A 20,119-nucleotide genomic window follows, 5' to 3' on the forward strand; every position below is an offset into this window, starting at 1 on the left:
AAAAAAAGATGAGGAGAAAGAAAATGTTATCATATAATAAAAGTGTCTTACCCATTATAGAATCAGCCTATGAAGAATTGACACATGTAGAAAAAAATATTGCTGATTATTTTATAGATTGTATACATGATGAAGATTTATCCTCAAAGGCTGTATCGCAAAGATTATTTGTTTCAGAAGCTTCTTTATCACGATTTGCTAAAAAATTAGGATTTAGTGGATATAGACAATTTTTATTTGCTTATCAGGATTCACATCCATCAGATAAACATCTAGATATTTTAACAAAGCAAGTTTTAAATTCTTATCAAAAAGTTTTAGAAAAAACATATTCCCTTGTTAATAATGAACAAATGATTAGAATTTCTAAAATGCTTGATGAGTATGAGCGTGTATATATTTATGGAATTGGATCATCCGCTGTCGTTGCAAGAGAATTTAAACTGAGGTTCATGAGATTAGGATTAGATGTTGATTATTTAGCTGAGGCTCATTCTATTAGAATGAATATTACACGTGTTCATGAAAAATCTTTAGTAATTGGAATCAGTGTCAGTGGGAAAACCGAAGAAGTTGTTGAAGGATTAAAAAATGCAAAAGAGAAAGGTGCTAAAACAATTATGTTATCGGCAGCGAAGGTTTATGAATATCGCTCTTATTACGATGAACTGGTACTCATTGGTGGATTAAAAAATTTAGCTATTTCAGATAAAATATCACCACAAATGCCAGCATTAATTATGATTGATATTCTCTATACACATTACTTACATTACAATAAAGCAAATAAAGATGAAAAATTAAAAATGACATTAGAACATATTCATTATGAATTAGAAGAATAATGATATTATCTTGCATAGAGTTGAAATCATTTGTGAATAAATATAATAGAAACAATTTTTATCATCTTAAATAAATATTCAGAATTTTTAAGCGTGTGTTACAAAAAAGTTCTATATAAAAAGAGTATATATTAAAATTCAGCGATTATGTCACCATGATTTTAATCCTCCTTTATAATGATTATGAAGGAGGTTTTTTTATTAGAAAAGAATAAATTTTATCACAAAAAAGTTATAACAAGATATATACAAAGTATCCTTGTTGAATTTTTCATTTATTTTAATAATTATTTCATATAATTTTAAATTTCTTTGATTTAAAAAAAGAAAAATGAACTTTTTTTGTGTATATATAAGTATAGGGATCTTTTGAATACGTATTTACTTTAAGCAAATATTATGGTATATTATTATTAGATTCCTTATATCAATATAAGGAGGTTATGTAATGAGTTTTTTGATTTGCGAAAACAGTACTGATTATCTTGATTCTATTGCCAGACTGAGACTGATGGATGATGACTTCATGAGGATTGTCTTTAAGGATGAGGATGTTGTCAGACAGTTTCTTGAAATTATCCTTGATAGGAAAGTTGATATCATTGAATGTCATGCTCAGTATGATATCAATAATATACTGGGAAGAGCAATCAGTATTGATGTGCTGGTTAAGGATGGTGATGACTATATCAACATTGAAGTGCAGAGAGATACGAAAGGAGCCCATCCCAAAAGAGCGAGGTTTCATGGAAGTCTGATAGATGCGAATACATCGTTTCCCAATGAACAATGGGATAAGCTGCCTAATGTCATCATTATCTTTATAACTGAGACAGATGTATTGGGATATGGATTGCCAATCTATCATAGTCATTGTAGAATTGATGAAAACAATCAGATGTTTGAAGAAGGAAGAGAAATTATCTATGTGAATGCAAGCATTCAGGAGGATACAGCATTAGGGAGATTAATGCATGATATGTTCTGTACTGATTCAAGAGATATACACTATGAGTTTCTAAGAAAGAGAGTAAACTATTACAAAGAAAATGAAGGAGGGAAACAAGAGATGTGTGAGATATGGGAAGAGATCAAAAATAAAGGAAAACTTGAAGGTTTACGTGAAGGCGAAGCCATTGGCAGGCAACAAGGGATAATTGTATCAATAAAAAAATTAATGAATAAAAATGGTTATACATTAGAAGAAGCATTAGATTTCTTAGATATTCCCAAAGAGGAACGTTCACTATACATAGGAATATTCAGTTCATAATGAGAAAGGACAAATTGATTTTGTCCTTTTTTTGATGAAGCTTATAATTTAAGGGAATAAAATTCTTATGATTGTTTTTGCGAGATATAAACATTTGATATTTGAATTGATATTATTGATTAATTATTTCTATTCTTGTAACATTGATGGTACTAAAAGGTACATATTTATAGAAGGAGGTATTATGATGATAGATGAATTATATCAACAATATCATAAAGATGTTTATTGTTACATATATAGTCTTTGCCATAATCAGACATTAAGTGAAGATTTAACATCAGAAACATTCTATCAAGTGATGTTATCATTACCTTCTTTTAAAGGAAAATCACATATCAAAACTTGGATTTTCTCTATTGCAAGACATACAACATATAAAGAATTAAAGAAAAGAAAAATAGAAGTTTCAACAGATATTCTTCCTGATATTCCTTTTATTCAAGATTATTCTTATCACTTTGAAGATATTATGGAACTTATAAAAGATCAGCCAGAGAAATATCAACAAGTTTTTCGGTTAAGAATAGAAGGATATGCATTTGAAGAAATTGCAGAAATATTAGAACTCAATGCGAATTCAGTAAGAGTGATTTATCATCGAATGAAAAAACATTTAAAGGACATATTGGAAAGAGGTGATTATTTTGAGTAAAGAATGTGGTATAGTGCAAGACTTAATTCCATTAGTGAATGATGGTGTAGCAAGTCAAGAGAGCCAAATATTTGTCAAAAAACATTGTGAAAGTTGTGAGGAATGTCGGACTTTATTAGAAAATCCACCTCATTATGATTCACAGAATTTAGATAAGAAATGGCGTAAGAAACTAAGAATAACATGGATTGGTTTTTTAATATTGATGATTTTAATTGCAACCTCATTTAGTGCGACACAGTATCAGTTTCAAAATTTTATATTGATACCGCTTATTGGTGGCATTGGTTATTGGCTATTGCGAAAAAAAGTCTATGTTTTATATATTCTTGTTTTTATATCTCAAATGGGAATTGCTTTGTTTCAGCAAGAATCTTTTAATGGAATGATGATGTATGTTGTCATTTACTGGTTTTTTATGACTATTGGAATAATTATAGGAGGATGCTACTGTTATGCATTTTCAAGGAGGAATTATAATGAAGATTAAACGATGGATAGCTTTTGGTATTGGGACACTACTCATAATCATGTTATTGTGGATATATGGCAGTTTTAATGGTCTGATAACTTCTAAACTTTGGGTTAAACATTGTGCAAATGGGTATATTCAAGAACATTATAAAGAATATGATTTTCAACTCAATGAAGTGAATTATAATTTTAAAGATGGTCTTTATAATGCAAAAATAGTATCACCAACAAGTGAGGATTCAACTTTTTCACTTGCTTATGATTGGACGGGCAAACTCATTTGGAATTCTTATGAAGAGAATGTTATTGAAAAATGGAATACTATGCAACGAATAGATATGCAATATCGAAAATATACTGATCAGGTAATTGTTTCAAAAGATTTCCCATTTTCTGATTCAGAAATATGTTTTGGGAGCATTCAATGGAAAGATGAAATAGAAACAATGAGAGATGGGACGCTTCTTTATGAGCCATTTGGATTAGATAAAACTCAAATTAAATTAGATCAGCAGTTTGATTCTAATGAATTAGGACGAGAAGCAGGATATCTTGTTATTTATGTTCAAGATGATGAAGTCAGTATTAAAAAAGCGGCAAGTCTATTACTGGAATTAAAAACATATATGGATCAAAGAAAAGTTTTATTTCACGCTGTTGATTTTCATTTGCAAAAGACATCATCAGGGCATCAGGAATCTTCTGAAAGAATTGATCTTATTAAATTTATGTATAAAGATATAAAAGCAGAGGAGATTGATAAAAAAATAGAGAAATGCCTAACAATAACAAAGCAATATTATGAAGAAAAAGATCATGAAAAAGCAGAGGAGATGTATTAAGAAAATCTTAAGATTTTTTTAAGTGATTATTAGATATTATTTAGTATTCTTTCTAGTATACTATGCCTATAGGAGGCTTGGTTATATGAAGAGAAAAATATTTTTGACAGTCCTTTTTATGATGAGTTTGGTGACTATTTCTTTACCATGGTTTGGTGGAAATCACATAGAGACAGTTTACGGCTGGGTTTTACTAGATAATCCCATAGCTTTAACATGTATTGTTCTAGCCTTTTTTGGTATTTGGACAGATTATGGGAAGAATAGTGAAATCATAGGCAGTATTGGGATGATTGGTATTATAGCAATGCAGATATATGAGTTTTTAACATGGCATATTATTAGTTTGAGTGGACATTTTGATTTGGGATTAAGTATAGATTTATGTTATCCAGAATTTTATTTTTCATTAGGTTGTGTTTTTGTGACTTATGTTGTTTTCAAATATATTTATAAAAAAATAAACTTGACACAGTCAAACTATGTTGTTTAAATAGATATAAGTTATAAGAGGAGTCTATTATGGAAAAGATAAAACAATTAAAGTATTATCAATTATTAAAAAATATTTTAAAGTTTGAAATCTTTTATAAAATAATTGTACTCCTTTTTGTAAGCCCAATTTTAAGAACAATATTAAAAGAATATTTAGATAGTGTGAGTTATGGTATTGCTTTTAATCAGGATATGATATTTCAGTTTTTATCAATCAAAGGAATTATTATTTTTCTTATTTTATTTATAAGTATTGTTTTGATTGTCTATTATGAACTTTATGTTGTTATTAATATTGTAACATTGGATTTAAAAGGTAGTCATTATTCTTTAAGACAAATTATGTTAAAAAGTTTTATAAATTTAAAATCATTACGATATGGAACTTTTTTAATTTGTGGTGTTTATTTGGTTTTATTGTTACCTTTGGTACATATTGGATATTTAAATAGTTATATTTTGAGATGGGATATTCCTCCTTTTGTTTTTGGAGAATTAAGATTAACAGTGATTGGGAATGTTTTAATTTGTCTTATTTATCTGATATATTATTCATTATTTATTTTTACATTTTTTGCTCCAATCTATATTGTATTAAAAAATCAGAGTATTATTGAGGCAGTAAAAAGCAGTTTTCATCTTATTAAAAAGTTACAAGCTATGGATAAGTTAAAGATATTAACGCTGATTATCACATGGTTAATTATTGAATCTTTTGTTATGAATATTTTACCATATCCTATTTTACATAATCGTGATTTTAATAGATATTTTCTTAAATATTTTATTAATTCAAGTGCTTTTCGTTATAGTGCAATGCAATATATTATCTTATCTTTAGGATTGGTTATTGTTATGACTTTCTTTATCAGATATATAGTTCACATAGTTATGAAAAATGAAAAAGAACTCATAACAATTAATGAGGTTTCTATAAAAACTGATCATTTAAATCAACGAATTATCCAATTTCAAAAGTTTTTATTAAGAATAATAGAAATGATGAAACAAAAAATAAATCAATTGTCTATATATCAAAATCATAAAAGATTTGTTAAAATTATTCTTATCATTATTCTAATGATTTTAGGTGATTTTTATTTGAGTGGTGATGCTTTTGTACATCGTCCATGGGTGATTGGACATAGAGGATCAGGGTATTATATAGAGAATACTTATGAAGCTATCAAGGATGCTAATGATAGTCAGGCTGATTATGCTGAAATAGATATTCAGTTATCAAAAGATGGAGTACCAATGGTTTTTCATGATTATAATTTATCTAGATTATCATCTTCTTCAGCAAATCTTTCTGATTTAACTGCTGCTGAATTAGAAAAAATAGAACTAAAACAAAATAATAAGACTGCACATATGATATCTTTAGAAAATCTTATTTTAAAAATGCGTGAAAATCAATTCCATATTGGATTGTTAATTGAGTTGAAACCAAGTCAGGGAAATGGTGAAGAAATGGCAAAAAAAATAGTTCAGATCATTGAAAAATATCAGTTTCATAAACAGGCTATTTTTATGTCATTAGATTATGATAGTGTTCAATACTTAACAAATTTGAAACCTGAATGGTGGGTTGGTTACTGTATTTATAGTAGTGTTGGAGATATTGATGATTCAATTTGGAATATGAATATAGATTTTTTAGCGATTGAAGAAAATCGGGCAAGTACATCATTTATCCAAAAGGCAGTCAAGCATATGTTGCCTATTTATATATGGACAGTTGATAATTCTAAAAAAATGAAACAATATTTAGATATGGGAGTGAGTGGATTGATTACAAACTATCCAGATTTAGGAAGAAATGTTGTAGATGAATATGAGAAAACGGATAATCACTATTACTATTATGATGGGAAAAACTATCCAAAACGAGCATGGTAGAATGGAAAAAAGACAAGCATTACTTGTCTTAAAATTCTAATTGGATGTGGTATATTTTACCCCATAAATAGATTTGATAAAAATAAGCCATGAGTTGTGGTCCCATCATTAATTGACCAAACCAAGGTGCTGTAAAGCTTTCGCCATGTGTATTAATAAATGTTTCAAGTTTTGATTTATCAAAAAAAGAATAGAGAATATTAGAAGGATCATTTAATGATTCTTTTAATTTTTCTTGAATTAATTGTTTATATATTGGTGAATGCGTTTTAGGATAAGGATTCTTTTTACGATGAGCGATATCAGCTGGTAATAAATCTTCAAAGGCCTGGCGAAGAATACCTTTCTCTTCATTATTCATAAACATATAAGCACGTGGCATATTGTATAAATACTGTAAAATTTTAACAGAAGCAAAGGGAACGCGAACTTCGATGGAAGAGTGCATTGTTTGACTATCAGCACGTGTGAGAAGTGTTTGCATAAACCATTGGGTATTAAGATAAATCATTTGTTTCTTTTGATCTGTTGTGTTAATTTCATTTAATGTGTCCTGATATTTTTGCATTATATAATCTTTTAGATTTAATGCTTTTACTTTTTCATTAAATAAATCTAATTTTAAGTCTAAATCTCTCATCCATGGAAAATAAGGCTGATTGTAAAGTTCTTCTTTATAAAACCATGGATAACCACCAAAGATTTCATCTGCACATTCTCCAGATAAAGCAACTTTATGATTTTTAGAAATTTCTTTAGAGAAAAGTAAGAAACTTGAATCAACATCTGCCATACCTGGCATATCTCTTGCGATTAATGACTCTTCTAAATTGTTCAAAAGATCTTCTTGTTTTAAAGTGATTTTATAATGATGGGTTGGATAACGTGATAACATTTCTTGAATATAATCATCATCCATAGTTGTTTGATAGTCATAAGCTTTAAAATATTTTTCTTGATCTTCATAAGTAATACTATAAGTTGTTAATGGTTGAATATACTGACTTGTTAAAGCAGTAATAATACTTGAATCTAAACCACCTGATAACATTGTTGAAAGTGGAACATCACTAATTAATTGTTGTTGAACACTTTCAATCACAAGTTCTCTTACTTTTGCAATTGTTTCTTGAAGATTATCAGTATGTGGTTCATCATGTAGCTTCCAATAACAGACAGGTTCACATGTTTTTTGAAAATACATATAATATCCTGGTCTTAATGAATAAATGTCTTTATAAATCGTATGTCCAGGTGTTAAGCTAGGACCTAGTCCAAGGAGTTCTTTAACCCCTTCACGATCAACAATGGCTGCACCTTTATAGTCAAGTATGCATTTGATTTCACTGGCAATGACAATTGTGCCATTTGGATCAATAAAATAATATAATGGTTTAACACCTAATTGATCTCTTGCAATAAAAAGTTTTTCACCATCATCAATAACAAAAGCAAAAATACCTTCAAATAAATCTAAACAATTTTCTTGATATTCAATATAACTTGCCAAAATTACTTCAGTATCACTCATTGTTTCAAAAGTATAACCAAGGCTTAATAAATGATTTTTAATCTTAATCATGTTATAAATTTCACCATTGTAAGTGATTCTATAAATCTTATCATTCCATGTATATAACATAGGCTGATTGCCATTCTTTAAATCAATAATAGATAATCTTCTATGAGCCATTAAACAATGAGGGGTCATGAAATAACCTTCATGATCAGGTCCTCTTTTTGTCATCAAACTCGCCATTCTCACTAATTTTTCTTCATATTCTAATAAATTTCTTGTGTAATTACAGATTGTAACGATACCACACATATATTTCACCCCATATATTGTATGAATACCTAAGAAAAATATGAGAACTTTTTGAAGCAAATTGATCACCAAGTTGAGACGCACACATTGATATTTCGTGATAAGATATTCGTGGGTGATGAAAATGCAATGTCCAAGATGTTATAATCAGAATGTAAAACAGTTATATAAATTGAATGGTCAATATTATTGTCGGCGCTGTATACAATTTCAGCGTGTCTTTATTGATGAATCAAGGCGAACAGTAATCAAAGATTTCCCACGTTTACAGGTGTCATACACCATTCCGTTCTTGCTTTCACAAACTCAAGAACAAATATCTAAACAGCTCGTAAAGAATTATCAAAATGGTTTGAATTCGTTAGTGTTGGCTGTTTGTGGTGCTGGTAAAACAGAAATTGTTTTTGAATTGATTCAATATGCATTACAACAAGGACATCGTGTTTGCTTTTGTATTCCTCGTAAAGAACTTGTTAAAGAGTTGTATGAACGGATTAAAAGAGCATTCTTAGGGATAGAAATCGGTTTATTATATGGGGGACATATAGAAAATCTTGATGCACAGTTAATTATTTGTACAATGCATCAATTGTATAGATTTGAAAATAATGTTGGATTTCAATTAATGATTGCTGATGAAGTCGATGCGTTTCCATTTTATCAAAATAAAGTTTTACAAGAAATTTTTGATCATTGTTGTTTAGGGTGCTATGTCAAATTAAGTGCAACTGTCTCTCAAAAAGACATACATGATGAACAACTTTTGATTATGAATCGTCGTTATCATGGGTATGATTTACCTGTTCCTAAAATGATACTTTGTCCTGAGTCATTCCAAAAATTCGTAACTTATCTATTAATTAGATATTTAAAAAAACGAATTATCGTCTATGTCCCAAGTCTTGATGATGTGCAATCAATGGAGGCTTATTTACGTGCTTTTCATATCAGAGTATCCGGTGTTTCATCTCAGCATTCACAAAATCAGGAAGTTATTCAATCGTTTAAACATAATGAAACTGATGTTATTGTTTCAACGACTCTTTTAGAAAGAGGGATAACTATTGAAAATGTTCAGGTCATTATATATCGAGGGCACCATGCTCTGTATGATGAAAGAACATTGATTCAAATTGCAGGACGTGTCGGAAGGAAACCTAAATATCCAACAGGAAAAGTTTATATTATAACAAGTGAAAGAACGCGAGGAATCAGTCAATGTATTCAAAGCATCAACAATCTCAATACGATGAATGTTTAGTATGTCAAACTCCTTTAGTCAAAAAAATATCATTGGTTCAACTGATTCATCCATTACCAGTTTGTATAGACTGTCTTGAACAATTTGAAATCATTGATTATCATATTGATTTTCATCATTACCCCTTACATATTCTTTATCGTTATAATGAATTCTTTAAAACGCTTCTGTTCCAATACAAAGGTTTATATGACCAAGCTTTGAAAGATGCTTTTTTATGTATATTTCAGTCAAAGATGATCCAAAAATATCGCGAACATATAGTCGTTGTAGCCCCTAGTACATCACTAGAGAATCAGATGAGAGGTTTTGCCCCTATGGAAATGATTGCTTCTACATTCTCATCTCACATTTTTACTGGTTTATATAAAAAAGAAAAGTATAAACAAAGTCAAATGACGTATGATAAAAGACAGCAGGCAGTGAATAAAATAGGAATTCATCATGGAGAAATGTTAAGAAATCAAAAAGTGCTGATTTTAGATGATGTTATCACTTCATCAGCGACTTTAAATGCTTGTTTATCGCTTGTCTTAGCTTATAATCCAAAATCAGTTGAATTATTGGTTTTATCAACTAAGAAATTAAAAGAAGAATTAAGGTTTGAAGAAGGAGGGTAATGCCCTCCTTTGACATATTTCCCAGGCAATAGATAAAAGATGACATGATTTGAAAGGTGAATTGAATAAAAATAAAAAATGCTTAATGAGTCGACAGATTATGATGAATTATTTAGAACATGTTTCATATAATAGATGTGACCATGAAGTAAAGGAGTTGTGAGTATGCAAGGAAAAGTAAAATGGTTTAATGCTGAAAAAGGATTTGGATTCATTGATAGAGGAGAAGGCAAAGATGTTTTTGTTCACTATAGTCAAATTATGCAAGATGGATATAAATCTTTAAATGAAGGGGAATTGGTAGAGTTTGAACTTTATCAAAGTGACCGTGGTTTACAAGCTAAAAATGTTGTAAAGGTTTAAAAAAGATATGTGAAAGCATATCTTTTTTTCTGGACTATAGATAATGATTTTACATGATATTTACTTTGTTTTATGGAAATATTATGCTATAATTGAAAATGTTTCAGTATGCATGAAAGGAGATTTATTCATGGCAAGTAAAAAACAAGAAATTAGAAAACAAATTAAGAAGAAAGAAGCAAAAGAAATTGAAGCAATGGGATTAAATCCTGATGTGGAGGTTGTTGATTTAAATGATGATCTTGGTGAAGAGATTGAAGTAGAAACATTTGATGATGTTGTTAAAAAAACAGCACAGCCTATTGAATTTAATACAACACCTCAAAAACAGAAAAAGGGTTTGTTTGGTTCTATTAAGAGTGCTTTTTCACAGGATAATAAAATATTAAAGAAACTAGAAAAGCAAGCTCAGCAAGTTTTGGATTTAGAACCAACATATCAGGCAATGAGTGATGAAGAGTTGGCTCATCAGACAGATGTTTTTAAAGAGAAAATCGCAGCTGGTTCAAGTTTAGATGATCTTTTGGTTGAAACATTTGCTACAGTGAGAGAAGCAGCTTTTAGAAAATTAGGATTAAAAGCATTTAAAGTTCAGATTATGGGTGCTATTTCATTGCATAATGGTGATATTGCGGAAATGAAAACAGGCGAAGGAAAAACATTGACTTCTATTTTTCCGGTTTATTTAAATGCATTAGAAGGTAAAGGTGTTCATGTTGTTACAGTCAATGATTATTTAGCTGAACGTGATAAGACTGATAATGGAAAAGTTTTAGAATTTTTAGGAATTACAGTAGGATTGAATAAACGTGAATTATCTAAAGAAGAAAAACGTGCTCAACATGCTTGTGATGTCACATATACAACAAATGCTGAATTAGGTTTTGATTATCTAAGAGATAATATGGTGACAAGAATGGAAGATAAGGTTTTAAGACCTTTGAATTATGCTTTAGTAGATGAGGTCGATTCTATCTTAGTTGATGAATCAAGAACACCTTTGATTATTTCTGGTGGTAAGAAAAATACTGCTGCTTTATATGTTCAAGCAGATAAGTTTGTTAAATCTTTAAGAGAAGAAAAAGATTATGAAGTGGATATTGAAAGTAAAACAGTGGCTTTGACTGCTGATGGAATTGCTAAAGCGGAGAAATCTTTTAAAATTAATAACTTATATGATCCTGAGCATACAGCTTTAGTTCATCATATTAATCAGGCTTTAAAAGCAAACTATACAATGCAACGTGATGTTGAATATATGATTGCTACAGAAGATGGTAGTCATGATATTCGTAATGCAAGCATTATGATTATTGATCAGTTTACTGGTCGTGTTATGCCAGGGCGTGCTTATAGTGATGGGTTACATCAGGCGATTGAAGCTAAAGAAGGTGTACCAATTAAAGAAGAGACAGTGACATTAGCAACAATCACTTATCAAAATTTCTTCCGTCTCTTTAATAAATTAGCTGGTATGACAGGAACAGCTAAGACAGAAGAAGAGGAATTTAGAACAATCTATAATATGCGTGTTATTGAAATTCCTACAAATAGACCTGTTATCCGTGATGATAAACCTGATTTGATTTTTGCGACACAGAAAGCAAAATTTAAGGCAATTTGTGATGAAGTGGAAAGAAGACATGCTTATGGACAGCCAATCTTATTAGGGACTGTTTCTGTGGAAACTTCTGAATTGTTAAGTCGTATGTTGAATAAACGTGGTATTCGTCATAATGTTTTAAATGCTAAGAACCATGCTAAGGAAGCTTTAATTATCGAAAAAGCTGGAGTTATGGGTGCTGTAACAATTGCCACAAATATGGCTGGTCGTGGAACTGACATTAAGTTAGGTGAAGGTGTACCAGAAATTGGTGGTTTGATGGTTATTGGTAGTGAAAGACATGAATCTAGACGTATTGATAATCAGTTAAGAGGTCGTTCTGGACGTCAGGGAGATCCTGGTTGTTCATTATTCTTTGTTTCATTTGAAGATGAATTGATGCAACGATTTGCAAGTGAAAAAATTCAACAGTTTACAGGTAATTTCTTAGAAGATGAAGCCATTGAAAGTAAAATGGTGACAAAATCTATTGAAGGTGCACAAAAACGTGTTGAAGGACAGAACTTTGATATTCGTAAACAATTATTACAATATGATGATGTTATGAGACAACAACGTGAAATTATGTATAAAGAACGTGATGATATTATGTCTCAGGAAGATTTAGGAGAGATTGTTAAAGGAATGTTTGAACAGGCTGTTGAACAAACTGTTCGTAGTTTTACAAAGAATGATGGTAAGAGTGAATTAATTGATGTTGATGGGGCATTGAATTATATTTCTAAAAATTATATGTTATTAGCAACTTTGAAAGCTCATAACAAAGAAAATGTAGAAAATGATTCTGCTAAACTTGCTAAGAGTTTATCAGAAGTTATCTATATGCAATATCAAAATCGTTTCAATAAAGACTTGCCAGCTGAAGTGAAATTAGATTATGAAAGAAGAGTTTTATTAGGTGTTATTGATCATACATGGATTAATCACATTGATGCTATGCAAAAATTAAGAAATGGTATTTATTTAAGAGCATATGCACAAAGAGATCCATTACAAGAATATACAGAAGAAGCCTTTTATATGTTTGAAGAAATGACAAAATCAATTTCTCAAGATATTACTAGAAATATTGTTCATATGGGAATTGCTCCTGGTAGTGAACAAGAAAAACAAATTCCAGCAGTTCAAATTGAATTAGAATTTAAGGCGGATTAATGGAGTTATATGAGATTAAGAATGGGCTTGAAAAAGCCCGTTCTTTACTAGCAGAGTTATTTGAATCTAGTGATATTATAGGATTGAAGAGAGAAATTGAAGGTTTAACTGTACAAACAATGGATGAACATTTTTGGGATGATCAAGATCATGCTAAAAAAATATATGATCAATTAAATGAAATGAAAAAGATCACAGATGCTTATGATCAGTTGAATGCATCATTGCACGAATTAGATGAAACATATGCTTATGTTAAAGAAACAGAAGATGCAGATTTTCAATTGGTATTAGAAGAAGATTATGAGAAGTTTTATAGTGATTTAGAAGCTTTTGAAAAAACTTTATTGTTTTCTGGTGAATATGATCATCATAATGCAATATTGGAAATACATCCTGGTGCAGGTGGAACTGAGTCACAGGACTGGGCAGCTATGCTGATGAGAATGTATCAAAGATATGGCGATAAAAAAGGCTTTAAAGTAGAAGTTTTAGATTATCTTGATGGTGAAGAAGCTGGTTTAAAATCAGTAAGTTTGCGTTTTATTGGCTATAATGCATATGGTCATCTTAAGGCTGAAAAAGGTGTACATCGTTTAGTTCGTATATCACCATTTGATTCTTCAAAAAGACGCCATACTTCTTTTGCTTCAGTAGATATTATGCCTGAGTTTGATAATGATATTGAAATTGAAATTGATCAAAATGATTTAAGAATTGATACATATCGTGCTTCAGGAGCTGGTGGACAGCATATTAATAAAACTGATTCGGCAATTCGTATTACACATATTCCAACGAATACAGTTGTGACATGTCAATCACAAAGATCACAAATTCAAAATAGAGAACAAGCAATGATTATGTTAAAATCAAAGTTATATCAGTTGATGTTAGAAGAACAGGCTTCTCAATTAAGTGAAATTAAAGGTGAACAAAAAGCAATTGAATGGGGAAGTCAAATTCGTTCTTATGTTTTACATCCTTATTCAATGGTTAAAGATAATCGTAGTGGATATGAGTCTAATAATCCTAAAGCTATATTAGATGGTGATTTAGATGATTGTATTTATGCGTATTTGAGATCTATTGTGAAGGAGGAAGAGAATGCATAATATGGCGAGATTGATAAGAGATACTTTACTGGTTGTCATTGGAAATGCCATTTTGGCATTTGGTGTTGCTGTTTTTGCTGTTCCTTCGCAATTGATTGTCGGAGGGGCAACTGGACTATCATTAATTATTGGTGAATTTATTCCGATGAATTATGCATCTATCGTTTTTGGAATTAATATGGTTATGTTAGTTCTAGGTTTCTTTGTATTAGGAAAGAAATTTGCTGCTGGAACAGTATTAAGTTCATTTATTTTTCCATTCTTTTTAAGTTTATTTGAATCTATTCCACAATTTCAACATATTACCAGTGATATCTTATTATCAGCTATTTATGCTGGAATTTTTACAGGTGTTGGTTTAGGGATTGTTTTTAGATTAGGTTATAGTACTGGGGGAATGGATGTTCCACCGATTATCTTAAATAAAAAGACAGGTATTTCAGTTGCTTTAGCAATTAATGTTTTAGATATTATGATTCTTATTGGACAGGTTTTCTTTTCTAGCTTTGAAGGTATTTTATATGGTATTATTACCGTCTTTGTTTCAACTTTTGTATTAGATCAGGTTATTGTGATGGGAGAAAAGAACTTACAGGTTTTTGTGATTTCTGCTCATCATGAGGAGATAGCAGATGCTATATTTAAAGAGATAGATCGTGGTTGTACATTTGTCAATGTTACAACTGGATATTTCCATGATCAACAAAAAGCAGTATTATGTGTTGCTAATAATCGTGAGTATGCTAAAATCAATGATTTGGTTATGAATATTGATCCAACTGCATTTATTATTGGTAGTGAAATACATAGTGTTAAGGGACGAGGATTTACTTTACCTAATGTCGATTTAGAAAAACAATTAAGAGATCATTTGTAAGATAGTGTTTTCACTATCTTTTTTCTTATATGTGAGATACAATAAAGAAAAAGGAGGAATAATCATGGATTTTCATGAAACAAGACCATTTGTCCCTTGGGATTTAATGAATGATTTTTTAATTGATGCTTTTCAAGGTTTTGGTGTTCCCAAAGAGGATGCAAAAATATGTGCTGATGTTTTATTAGAAAGTGACCGTAGAGGAATTGAAAGTCATGGATGTAATCGTTTTAAACCGATTTATTTAGATCGTATTGATGCAAAGATGCAAAAACCTATCACAGAGTTAGAAGTTTTAAAAGAAGGACCTACGACAGCTGTCTTAGATGCACATGATGGAATGGGCATGGTTGCTTCTCATAAAGCAATGGAGATGGCAATTGAGAAGGCTAAAAAATATGGTATGGCAATGGTTACTGTAAGAAATTCTTCGCATTATGGAATTGCTGGATACTGGGCTACAATGGCTAGTGATGCAGGAATGATTGGTATAACGGGTACAAATGCAAGACCATCTATTGCACCAACATTTGGTGTTGAAAATATGTTAGGAACAAATCCAATTACTTTTGCAATGCCAACAGATGAAGCTTTCCCTTTTGTTTTAGATTGTGCCACTTCTACTATCCAAAGAGGTAAAATAGAGTTTTATGCGCGTAATGGTGAAGATACACCAGCGGGTATGGTTATTGGACATGATGGAAAAACAATGACGGATAGTGATCAGATTTTAAAAGACTTAACAACAGGTGATGCTGCTTTAGCACCATTAGGTGGTATTGGCGAAGATTTTGCTGGATATAAAGGTTATGGCTATGCAACAGTTGTTGAAATTTTATCTGCAGCTTTACAACAAGGTGCTTTTTTAAGAGCATTAAGTGGTTTTGATGAAGAACATCATAAAGTTCCTTGTCATTTAGGTCATTTCTTTATTGTCATTGATCCTGAAGCCTTTATGGGATTAGAATCTTTCAAGAAAACAACAGGAGATATCTTACGTGATTTAAGAGGTTCAATGAAAGCGCCAGGTGAAGAACGTATCTATACAGCAGGTGAAAAAGAACATCTGGTTTGGCAATATCGCAAAGATAAAGGTGTTCCAGTTGGTGAAGCAGTCCAAAAAGAAATGATTGAAATTAGAGATAGACTTCATTTGAACTATCATTTTCCATTTGAAGATTAATAAGAACAACTCATAGATGCCATTCTATGAGTTGTTTTCAAAATGACAAAATGAATTGATAAAAAAAGAACGAAGGATTACAATTAAATTGAAAGAGAAATATATATTAAGCGCAGACACGTGCGCACAGAAGAGAGATGATATTATGAAAGTTTCTTTATTATATTTCAAACAACAATTAAAATTATTTTTTAAAAATAAGATTTTGTGTGTAATGTATGGATTTATGTGTTTAAGTACATTGATTGGAATAGGGATTTTCTTTAGCTTTCCAGCATGGGTTTTTTATATTTTTTCACTCATGTCAAGATTTATATTTTATGAATCACTTCTTTTTATATTAATGACATATATATTTTTATCAAAAGATCGTAAAAGTCATTTAGATGAAACAATTTCAGTGGCAGGAGATCACCAACAGTATTATTTTTTTCATTCTATTCTAGTCATGTTATTTTTGTTGGTTATCTATAATTTATTACTCTTATTCCTCTTGTTGATAAGTGCCATGAAATCAAATGAAATTTCAATGTTAATAACGTTGTTAAGGAAAGAATATTTATTAAATATATTATTGCCTCAAATTGCAGCGTTTTCTATGACAATCATTATTTCACAAATTCAAAATCGTACACTTTCTTCAGCAATACTGACAGCTGTTATTATTCTATTAAGTCCATATATGGATTTGTTAGAATGGCGTAGACAGCCATCAATACCTATTGATCAAATTGTTAATATTATTCATTTACCATTTTCAATATTTCTACAACATTCTAATTGGTCAATTGATGAATTATATGGTTTTCAAAATGAAATCTATAAAATTTTTGCAATTGCTTTCTGGATAGGTTCAGCAGTAATAAGTTTTTCTCTTAACAAAATGAGAAAGAATAAAAAAATAATTATTGCTGGTAGTTTAGTACTAACTTTAATATTTGCAGGAATTTATTTACCAGAAAGTCAATTGAGAGTAGATAATAAATGGGATGGTCATTTGAGCGATGAAAATTATTACCATATGATGGATCAAAAAACAATTTATAATAATGAAATGGTTGATTACTGTATTCAAAAATATGATATGAATATCCATATCACAAGACAATTAAATGTAAGTGGAGATTTATATTTAACTGCCAAACAGAAAAGTCAGGAATTTATATTAACGCTTTATCATCAATATAAAATAAAGAATTTATCAAGTGATAAAGATTTGACATATACTCGCGATGGTGACTGGGTTTATATTCATTTTAATGAACCAGTGGAAGTTGCCCGTCTACAAATAACATATTCTGGTTATCATAATATGCTTTATTCAAATTATCAAGCAGTCAATCTACCAGGCTTTTTCCCATGGTATCCAATGGCTGGGAAGCGAGAAGTTTATTTTCAAAATAGTGATATTCGTCATAGTAATTATGGTTTGAATCCTTATAACAAAGTTGAAGAAGCTATGTTTCAGATTGATGTTGATACCATTTATCCAGTTGTTTGTAATTTAGAACAAAAAGACAATCAATTCATAGGAAAAAGTGATAGTTTAACTCTCATTGGTGGCAATATAGATTTATATGGGGAAAATCAGTGTCATATTGTCAATTATTTTCCATATGTTATTTCACCATATAGTACATTGCAAAGTGAACAAGAATGGTTAGAAAAAGAAATTCAATCTACAAAAGACTCGTTTCAAAAAATATTTGGTATAGAATTAGATGTATTCGATAATAAGAAAATAATTATTTTACCAAAAAGTATTAGCCAAACACAAGTAATGGGAGGTTATGTAGAATTTAATGATTATATACTTCTTTCAAGCAATCGTAGTATAAGTAATGAATTTATAAATTATCACTTATATAATCGTTTTGATATTGAACCTGATTTTTTGGATTTATTTATAAGTTCAAGTTATTTACGAGTGGATACAAAAGAAGAATATGTGCAAGGGATTCTCGATAGTATAGAAAGAAATATTCAAGATTTAAAAATGTATTCAAGTGAAAATAAAGAAGAAACAGAATCTATGGTAAAAGCTATGGAAAAGTCAAAAGAACATTTAGAAAAGAAGATTAAAAAAATCGGTTTAGATGAAACGTTAAAAGAGATAGGACAAATGATATTAGGTGATCAATATGAATATTGAAATAAAGGACTTGGAAAAATTTTACAGAAAGAAAAAAGCAATAAATGGAATAAATTGTTTATTAAAACCTCATATATATGGTTTGATTGGACCAAATGGTAGTGGGAAAACAACGCTTATTCGTTGTCTTTTACAATTAACTTATTATCAGAAAGGAAGTATTCATTTTACTAATGAAGAAACAGAAATTTCATTTAAAGAACTCCAAATTGGTTATTTACCACAAACATTTGATACATTTAAAGAATTATCTGTATATGAACAATTAGAATATTTTCTTGTTTTAAAAAATACTAAATTAGATCAAATTGAAGAAGAAATTGATCGTGTTTTACAAATTGTGAATTTACAAGATGTAAAAAAAGACAAAACAAAGAATTTATCTGGTGGAATGATTAGAAGATTAGGAATTGCTCAAGCGTTATTAGGAGAACCTGATATCCTTATTTTTGATGAACCGACAGTAGGACTTGACCCTGATGAAAGATTTAGGTTTAAAGAGATAATGCGTAGTTTAAAGATGAATATACCTGTTATTTTATCCACACATATTATTGAAGATGTTTCTTCTATCTGTGATCATGTTATTTTTATGAAAGAGGGACAAATTAAATATCTTGGGAGTATTGAAGATTTATTAGATCAAATAGATGGTTATATCTATAGGTGCCCGATTGAGTTATTGGATGATGTAAAAGAGGAAGTTATTCATATGAGCGAAACGGCTAATGATATTCGTTTTATATCAATGAGTCCTCTGAATTATCCTTTCCTTAAAAGAGAAAATCCAACAATTGAAGACGCTTATCAATTTATAAATCATCAAAAATGAAATCATTATATAAACTCAATTGGTTAAATATTAAAAACAATAGATATATTCTTTTGGCATTATTATTGATTATTTATGGATTTGTTTTGCCTATTATTTTATCTTATCAGTCTGCCCAAGAAGATATGGCATACATATGGTTTATGTATTTGCAAAAAATGTTGTTTATTCCTTTAATTATTATGGTGGGGTATTTATATAAGCCATATGTTGAAATAGAATATGTAGAAGTTATTCAATCTATTCATAAAAGACATGTTTTAAGTTATATTTTTGATGATATGTGTTTGGTTCAATTGTTTATGTTACCATTTTATTGTATTCTTATTTTTAATGATTATCAGATAATTAGGTATATATTTATTATTATTTTGCAATTTTGTGTCATAATGAGTGCATATCAAATGATTTCATCATTTACACACTCAACAACTGTTTCACTTGGTTTAATACTTTGTTATATATTACTTTTTTCACTGGCTTTAAATGATGCAACTATTGGCAATATATTTATAAATGGACCAATTGAATATCTTCAAAGAAGTTACTTTATAATTTGCTTAATGATTATAATAGTGAGTTTTGTAGTGAGTTATGTTATGCAAAAGTATCGTTAGTATGGA

At 29.7% G+C, this 20,119-nt stretch carries 18 protein-coding genes; 17 read left to right on the plus strand and 1 reads right to left on the minus strand.

All coding sequences use genetic code 11. From position 1 onward, the window contains the following. The first annotated feature begins 23 nt into the window (after positions 1-23). From BN1865_RS14375 to BN1865_RS14405, 7 genes are all read left to right on the plus strand, one after another. Positions 24-845, plus strand: a complete 822-nt coding sequence (locus BN1865_RS14375; protein ID WP_050637957.1) for a MurR/RpiR family transcriptional regulator — start codon at positions 24-26, stop codon at positions 843-845. A 448-nt stretch (positions 846-1,293) separates the two neighbouring features. Then, on the plus strand, positions 1,294-2,118 hold the full coding sequence (locus BN1865_RS14380) for a PD-(D/E)XK nuclease family transposase (protein WP_050637958.1): 825 nt from the start codon (positions 1,294-1,296) through the stop codon (positions 2,116-2,118). A 187-nt stretch (positions 2,119-2,305) separates the two neighbouring features. Next, a complete protein-coding gene (locus BN1865_RS14385; RefSeq protein ID WP_050637959.1) occupies positions 2,306-2,773 on the plus strand; it encodes an RNA polymerase sigma factor in 468 nt (155 codons plus the stop codon). Continuing rightward, a complete protein-coding gene (locus tag BN1865_RS14390; protein WP_050637960.1) occupies positions 2,766-3,263 on the plus strand; it encodes a zf-HC2 domain-containing protein in 498 nt (165 codons plus the stop codon). The genes BN1865_RS14385 and BN1865_RS14390 overlap by 8 nt, the downstream gene beginning before the upstream one ends. After that, positions 3,253-4,089: a YfjL-like protein gene (locus BN1865_RS14395; RefSeq protein WP_157844137.1), complete on the plus strand. Its 837-nt coding sequence runs from the start codon at positions 3,253-3,255 to the stop codon at positions 4,087-4,089. Before BN1865_RS14390 ends, BN1865_RS14395 begins: the two co-directional genes overlap by 11 nt. 85 nt (positions 4,090-4,174) lie before the next feature. Beyond that, the gene (locus tag BN1865_RS14400; RefSeq protein ID WP_050637962.1) at positions 4,175-4,582 is read left to right on the plus strand and encodes a hypothetical protein; all 408 of its coding nucleotides are present in this window, start codon (positions 4,175-4,177) and stop codon (positions 4,580-4,582) included. A gap of 29 nt (positions 4,583-4,611) precedes the next feature. Then, positions 4,612-6,486, plus strand: coding sequence for a glycerophosphodiester phosphodiesterase family protein (locus BN1865_RS14405; RefSeq protein ID WP_050637963.1), 1,875 nt, complete (start codon positions 4,612-4,614; stop codon positions 6,484-6,486). A gap of 28 nt (positions 6,487-6,514) precedes the next feature. On the opposite strand, the gene asnB is transcribed toward BN1865_RS14405, so the two are convergent. Further along, complete coding sequence (asnB, locus tag BN1865_RS14410; protein WP_050637964.1) at positions 6,515-8,314, minus strand: asparagine synthase (glutamine-hydrolyzing); 1,800 nt, start codon at positions 8,312-8,314, stop codon at positions 6,515-6,517. A gap of 124 nt (positions 8,315-8,438) precedes the next feature. On the opposite strand from asnB, the gene BN1865_RS14415 reads away from it, so the two are divergent. The 10 genes from BN1865_RS14415 to BN1865_RS14460 all read left to right on the plus strand — a co-directional run bounded on the left by BN1865_RS14415 (position 8,439) and on the right by BN1865_RS14460 (position 20,113). Further along, complete coding sequence (locus BN1865_RS14415; protein WP_050637965.1) at positions 8,439-9,575, plus strand: helicase-related protein; 1,137 nt, start codon at positions 8,439-8,441, stop codon at positions 9,573-9,575. Next, positions 9,533-10,195, plus strand: coding sequence for a ComF family protein (locus BN1865_RS14420; RefSeq protein WP_050637966.1), 663 nt, complete (start codon positions 9,533-9,535; stop codon positions 10,193-10,195). Before BN1865_RS14415 ends, BN1865_RS14420 begins: the two co-directional genes overlap by 43 nt. Positions 10,196-10,360: 165 nt before the next feature. Then, positions 10,361-10,558, plus strand: coding sequence for a cold-shock protein (locus BN1865_RS14425; protein ID WP_050637967.1), 198 nt, complete (start codon positions 10,361-10,363; stop codon positions 10,556-10,558). Between the two features lie 130 nt (positions 10,559-10,688). Beyond that, positions 10,689-13,337 (plus strand): preprotein translocase subunit SecA, encoded by a 2,649-nt coding sequence (gene secA / locus BN1865_RS14430; protein WP_050637968.1) that lies wholly within the window; start codon positions 10,689-10,691, stop codon positions 13,335-13,337. Beyond that, a complete protein-coding gene (gene prfB / locus BN1865_RS14435; RefSeq protein ID WP_050637969.1) occupies positions 13,337-14,452 on the plus strand; it encodes a peptide chain release factor 2 in 1,116 nt (371 codons plus the stop codon). Before secA ends, prfB begins: the two co-directional genes overlap by 1 nt. Beyond that, complete coding sequence (locus BN1865_RS14440; RefSeq protein WP_050637970.1) at positions 14,445-15,329, plus strand: YitT family protein; 885 nt, start codon at positions 14,445-14,447, stop codon at positions 15,327-15,329. The genes prfB and BN1865_RS14440 overlap by 8 nt, the downstream gene beginning before the upstream one ends. A gap of 64 nt (positions 15,330-15,393) precedes the next feature. Further along, entirely contained in the window at positions 15,394-16,512 is a 1,119-nt protein-coding gene (locus BN1865_RS14445; RefSeq protein ID WP_050637971.1) for an Ldh family oxidoreductase, read from the plus strand. A gap of 145 nt (positions 16,513-16,657) precedes the next feature. After that, entirely contained in the window at positions 16,658-18,664 is a 2,007-nt protein-coding gene (locus tag BN1865_RS14450; protein ID WP_050637972.1) for a hypothetical protein, read from the plus strand. Beyond that, the gene (locus tag BN1865_RS14455; protein WP_050637973.1) at positions 18,654-19,496 is read left to right on the plus strand and encodes an ATP-binding cassette domain-containing protein; all 843 of its coding nucleotides are present in this window, start codon (positions 18,654-18,656) and stop codon (positions 19,494-19,496) included. The genes BN1865_RS14450 and BN1865_RS14455 overlap by 11 nt, the downstream gene beginning before the upstream one ends. Beyond that, positions 19,493-20,113, plus strand: coding sequence for a hypothetical protein (locus BN1865_RS14460; RefSeq protein ID WP_050637974.1), 621 nt, complete (start codon positions 19,493-19,495; stop codon positions 20,111-20,113). Before BN1865_RS14455 ends, BN1865_RS14460 begins: the two co-directional genes overlap by 4 nt. Positions 20,114-20,119 lie beyond the last annotated feature (6 nt).

It is taken from the genome of Candidatus Stoquefichus sp. SB1 (assembly GCF_001244545.1).
Classification (GTDB): Bacteria; Bacillota_I; Bacilli_A; order Erysipelotrichales; family Coprobacillaceae; genus Stoquefichus.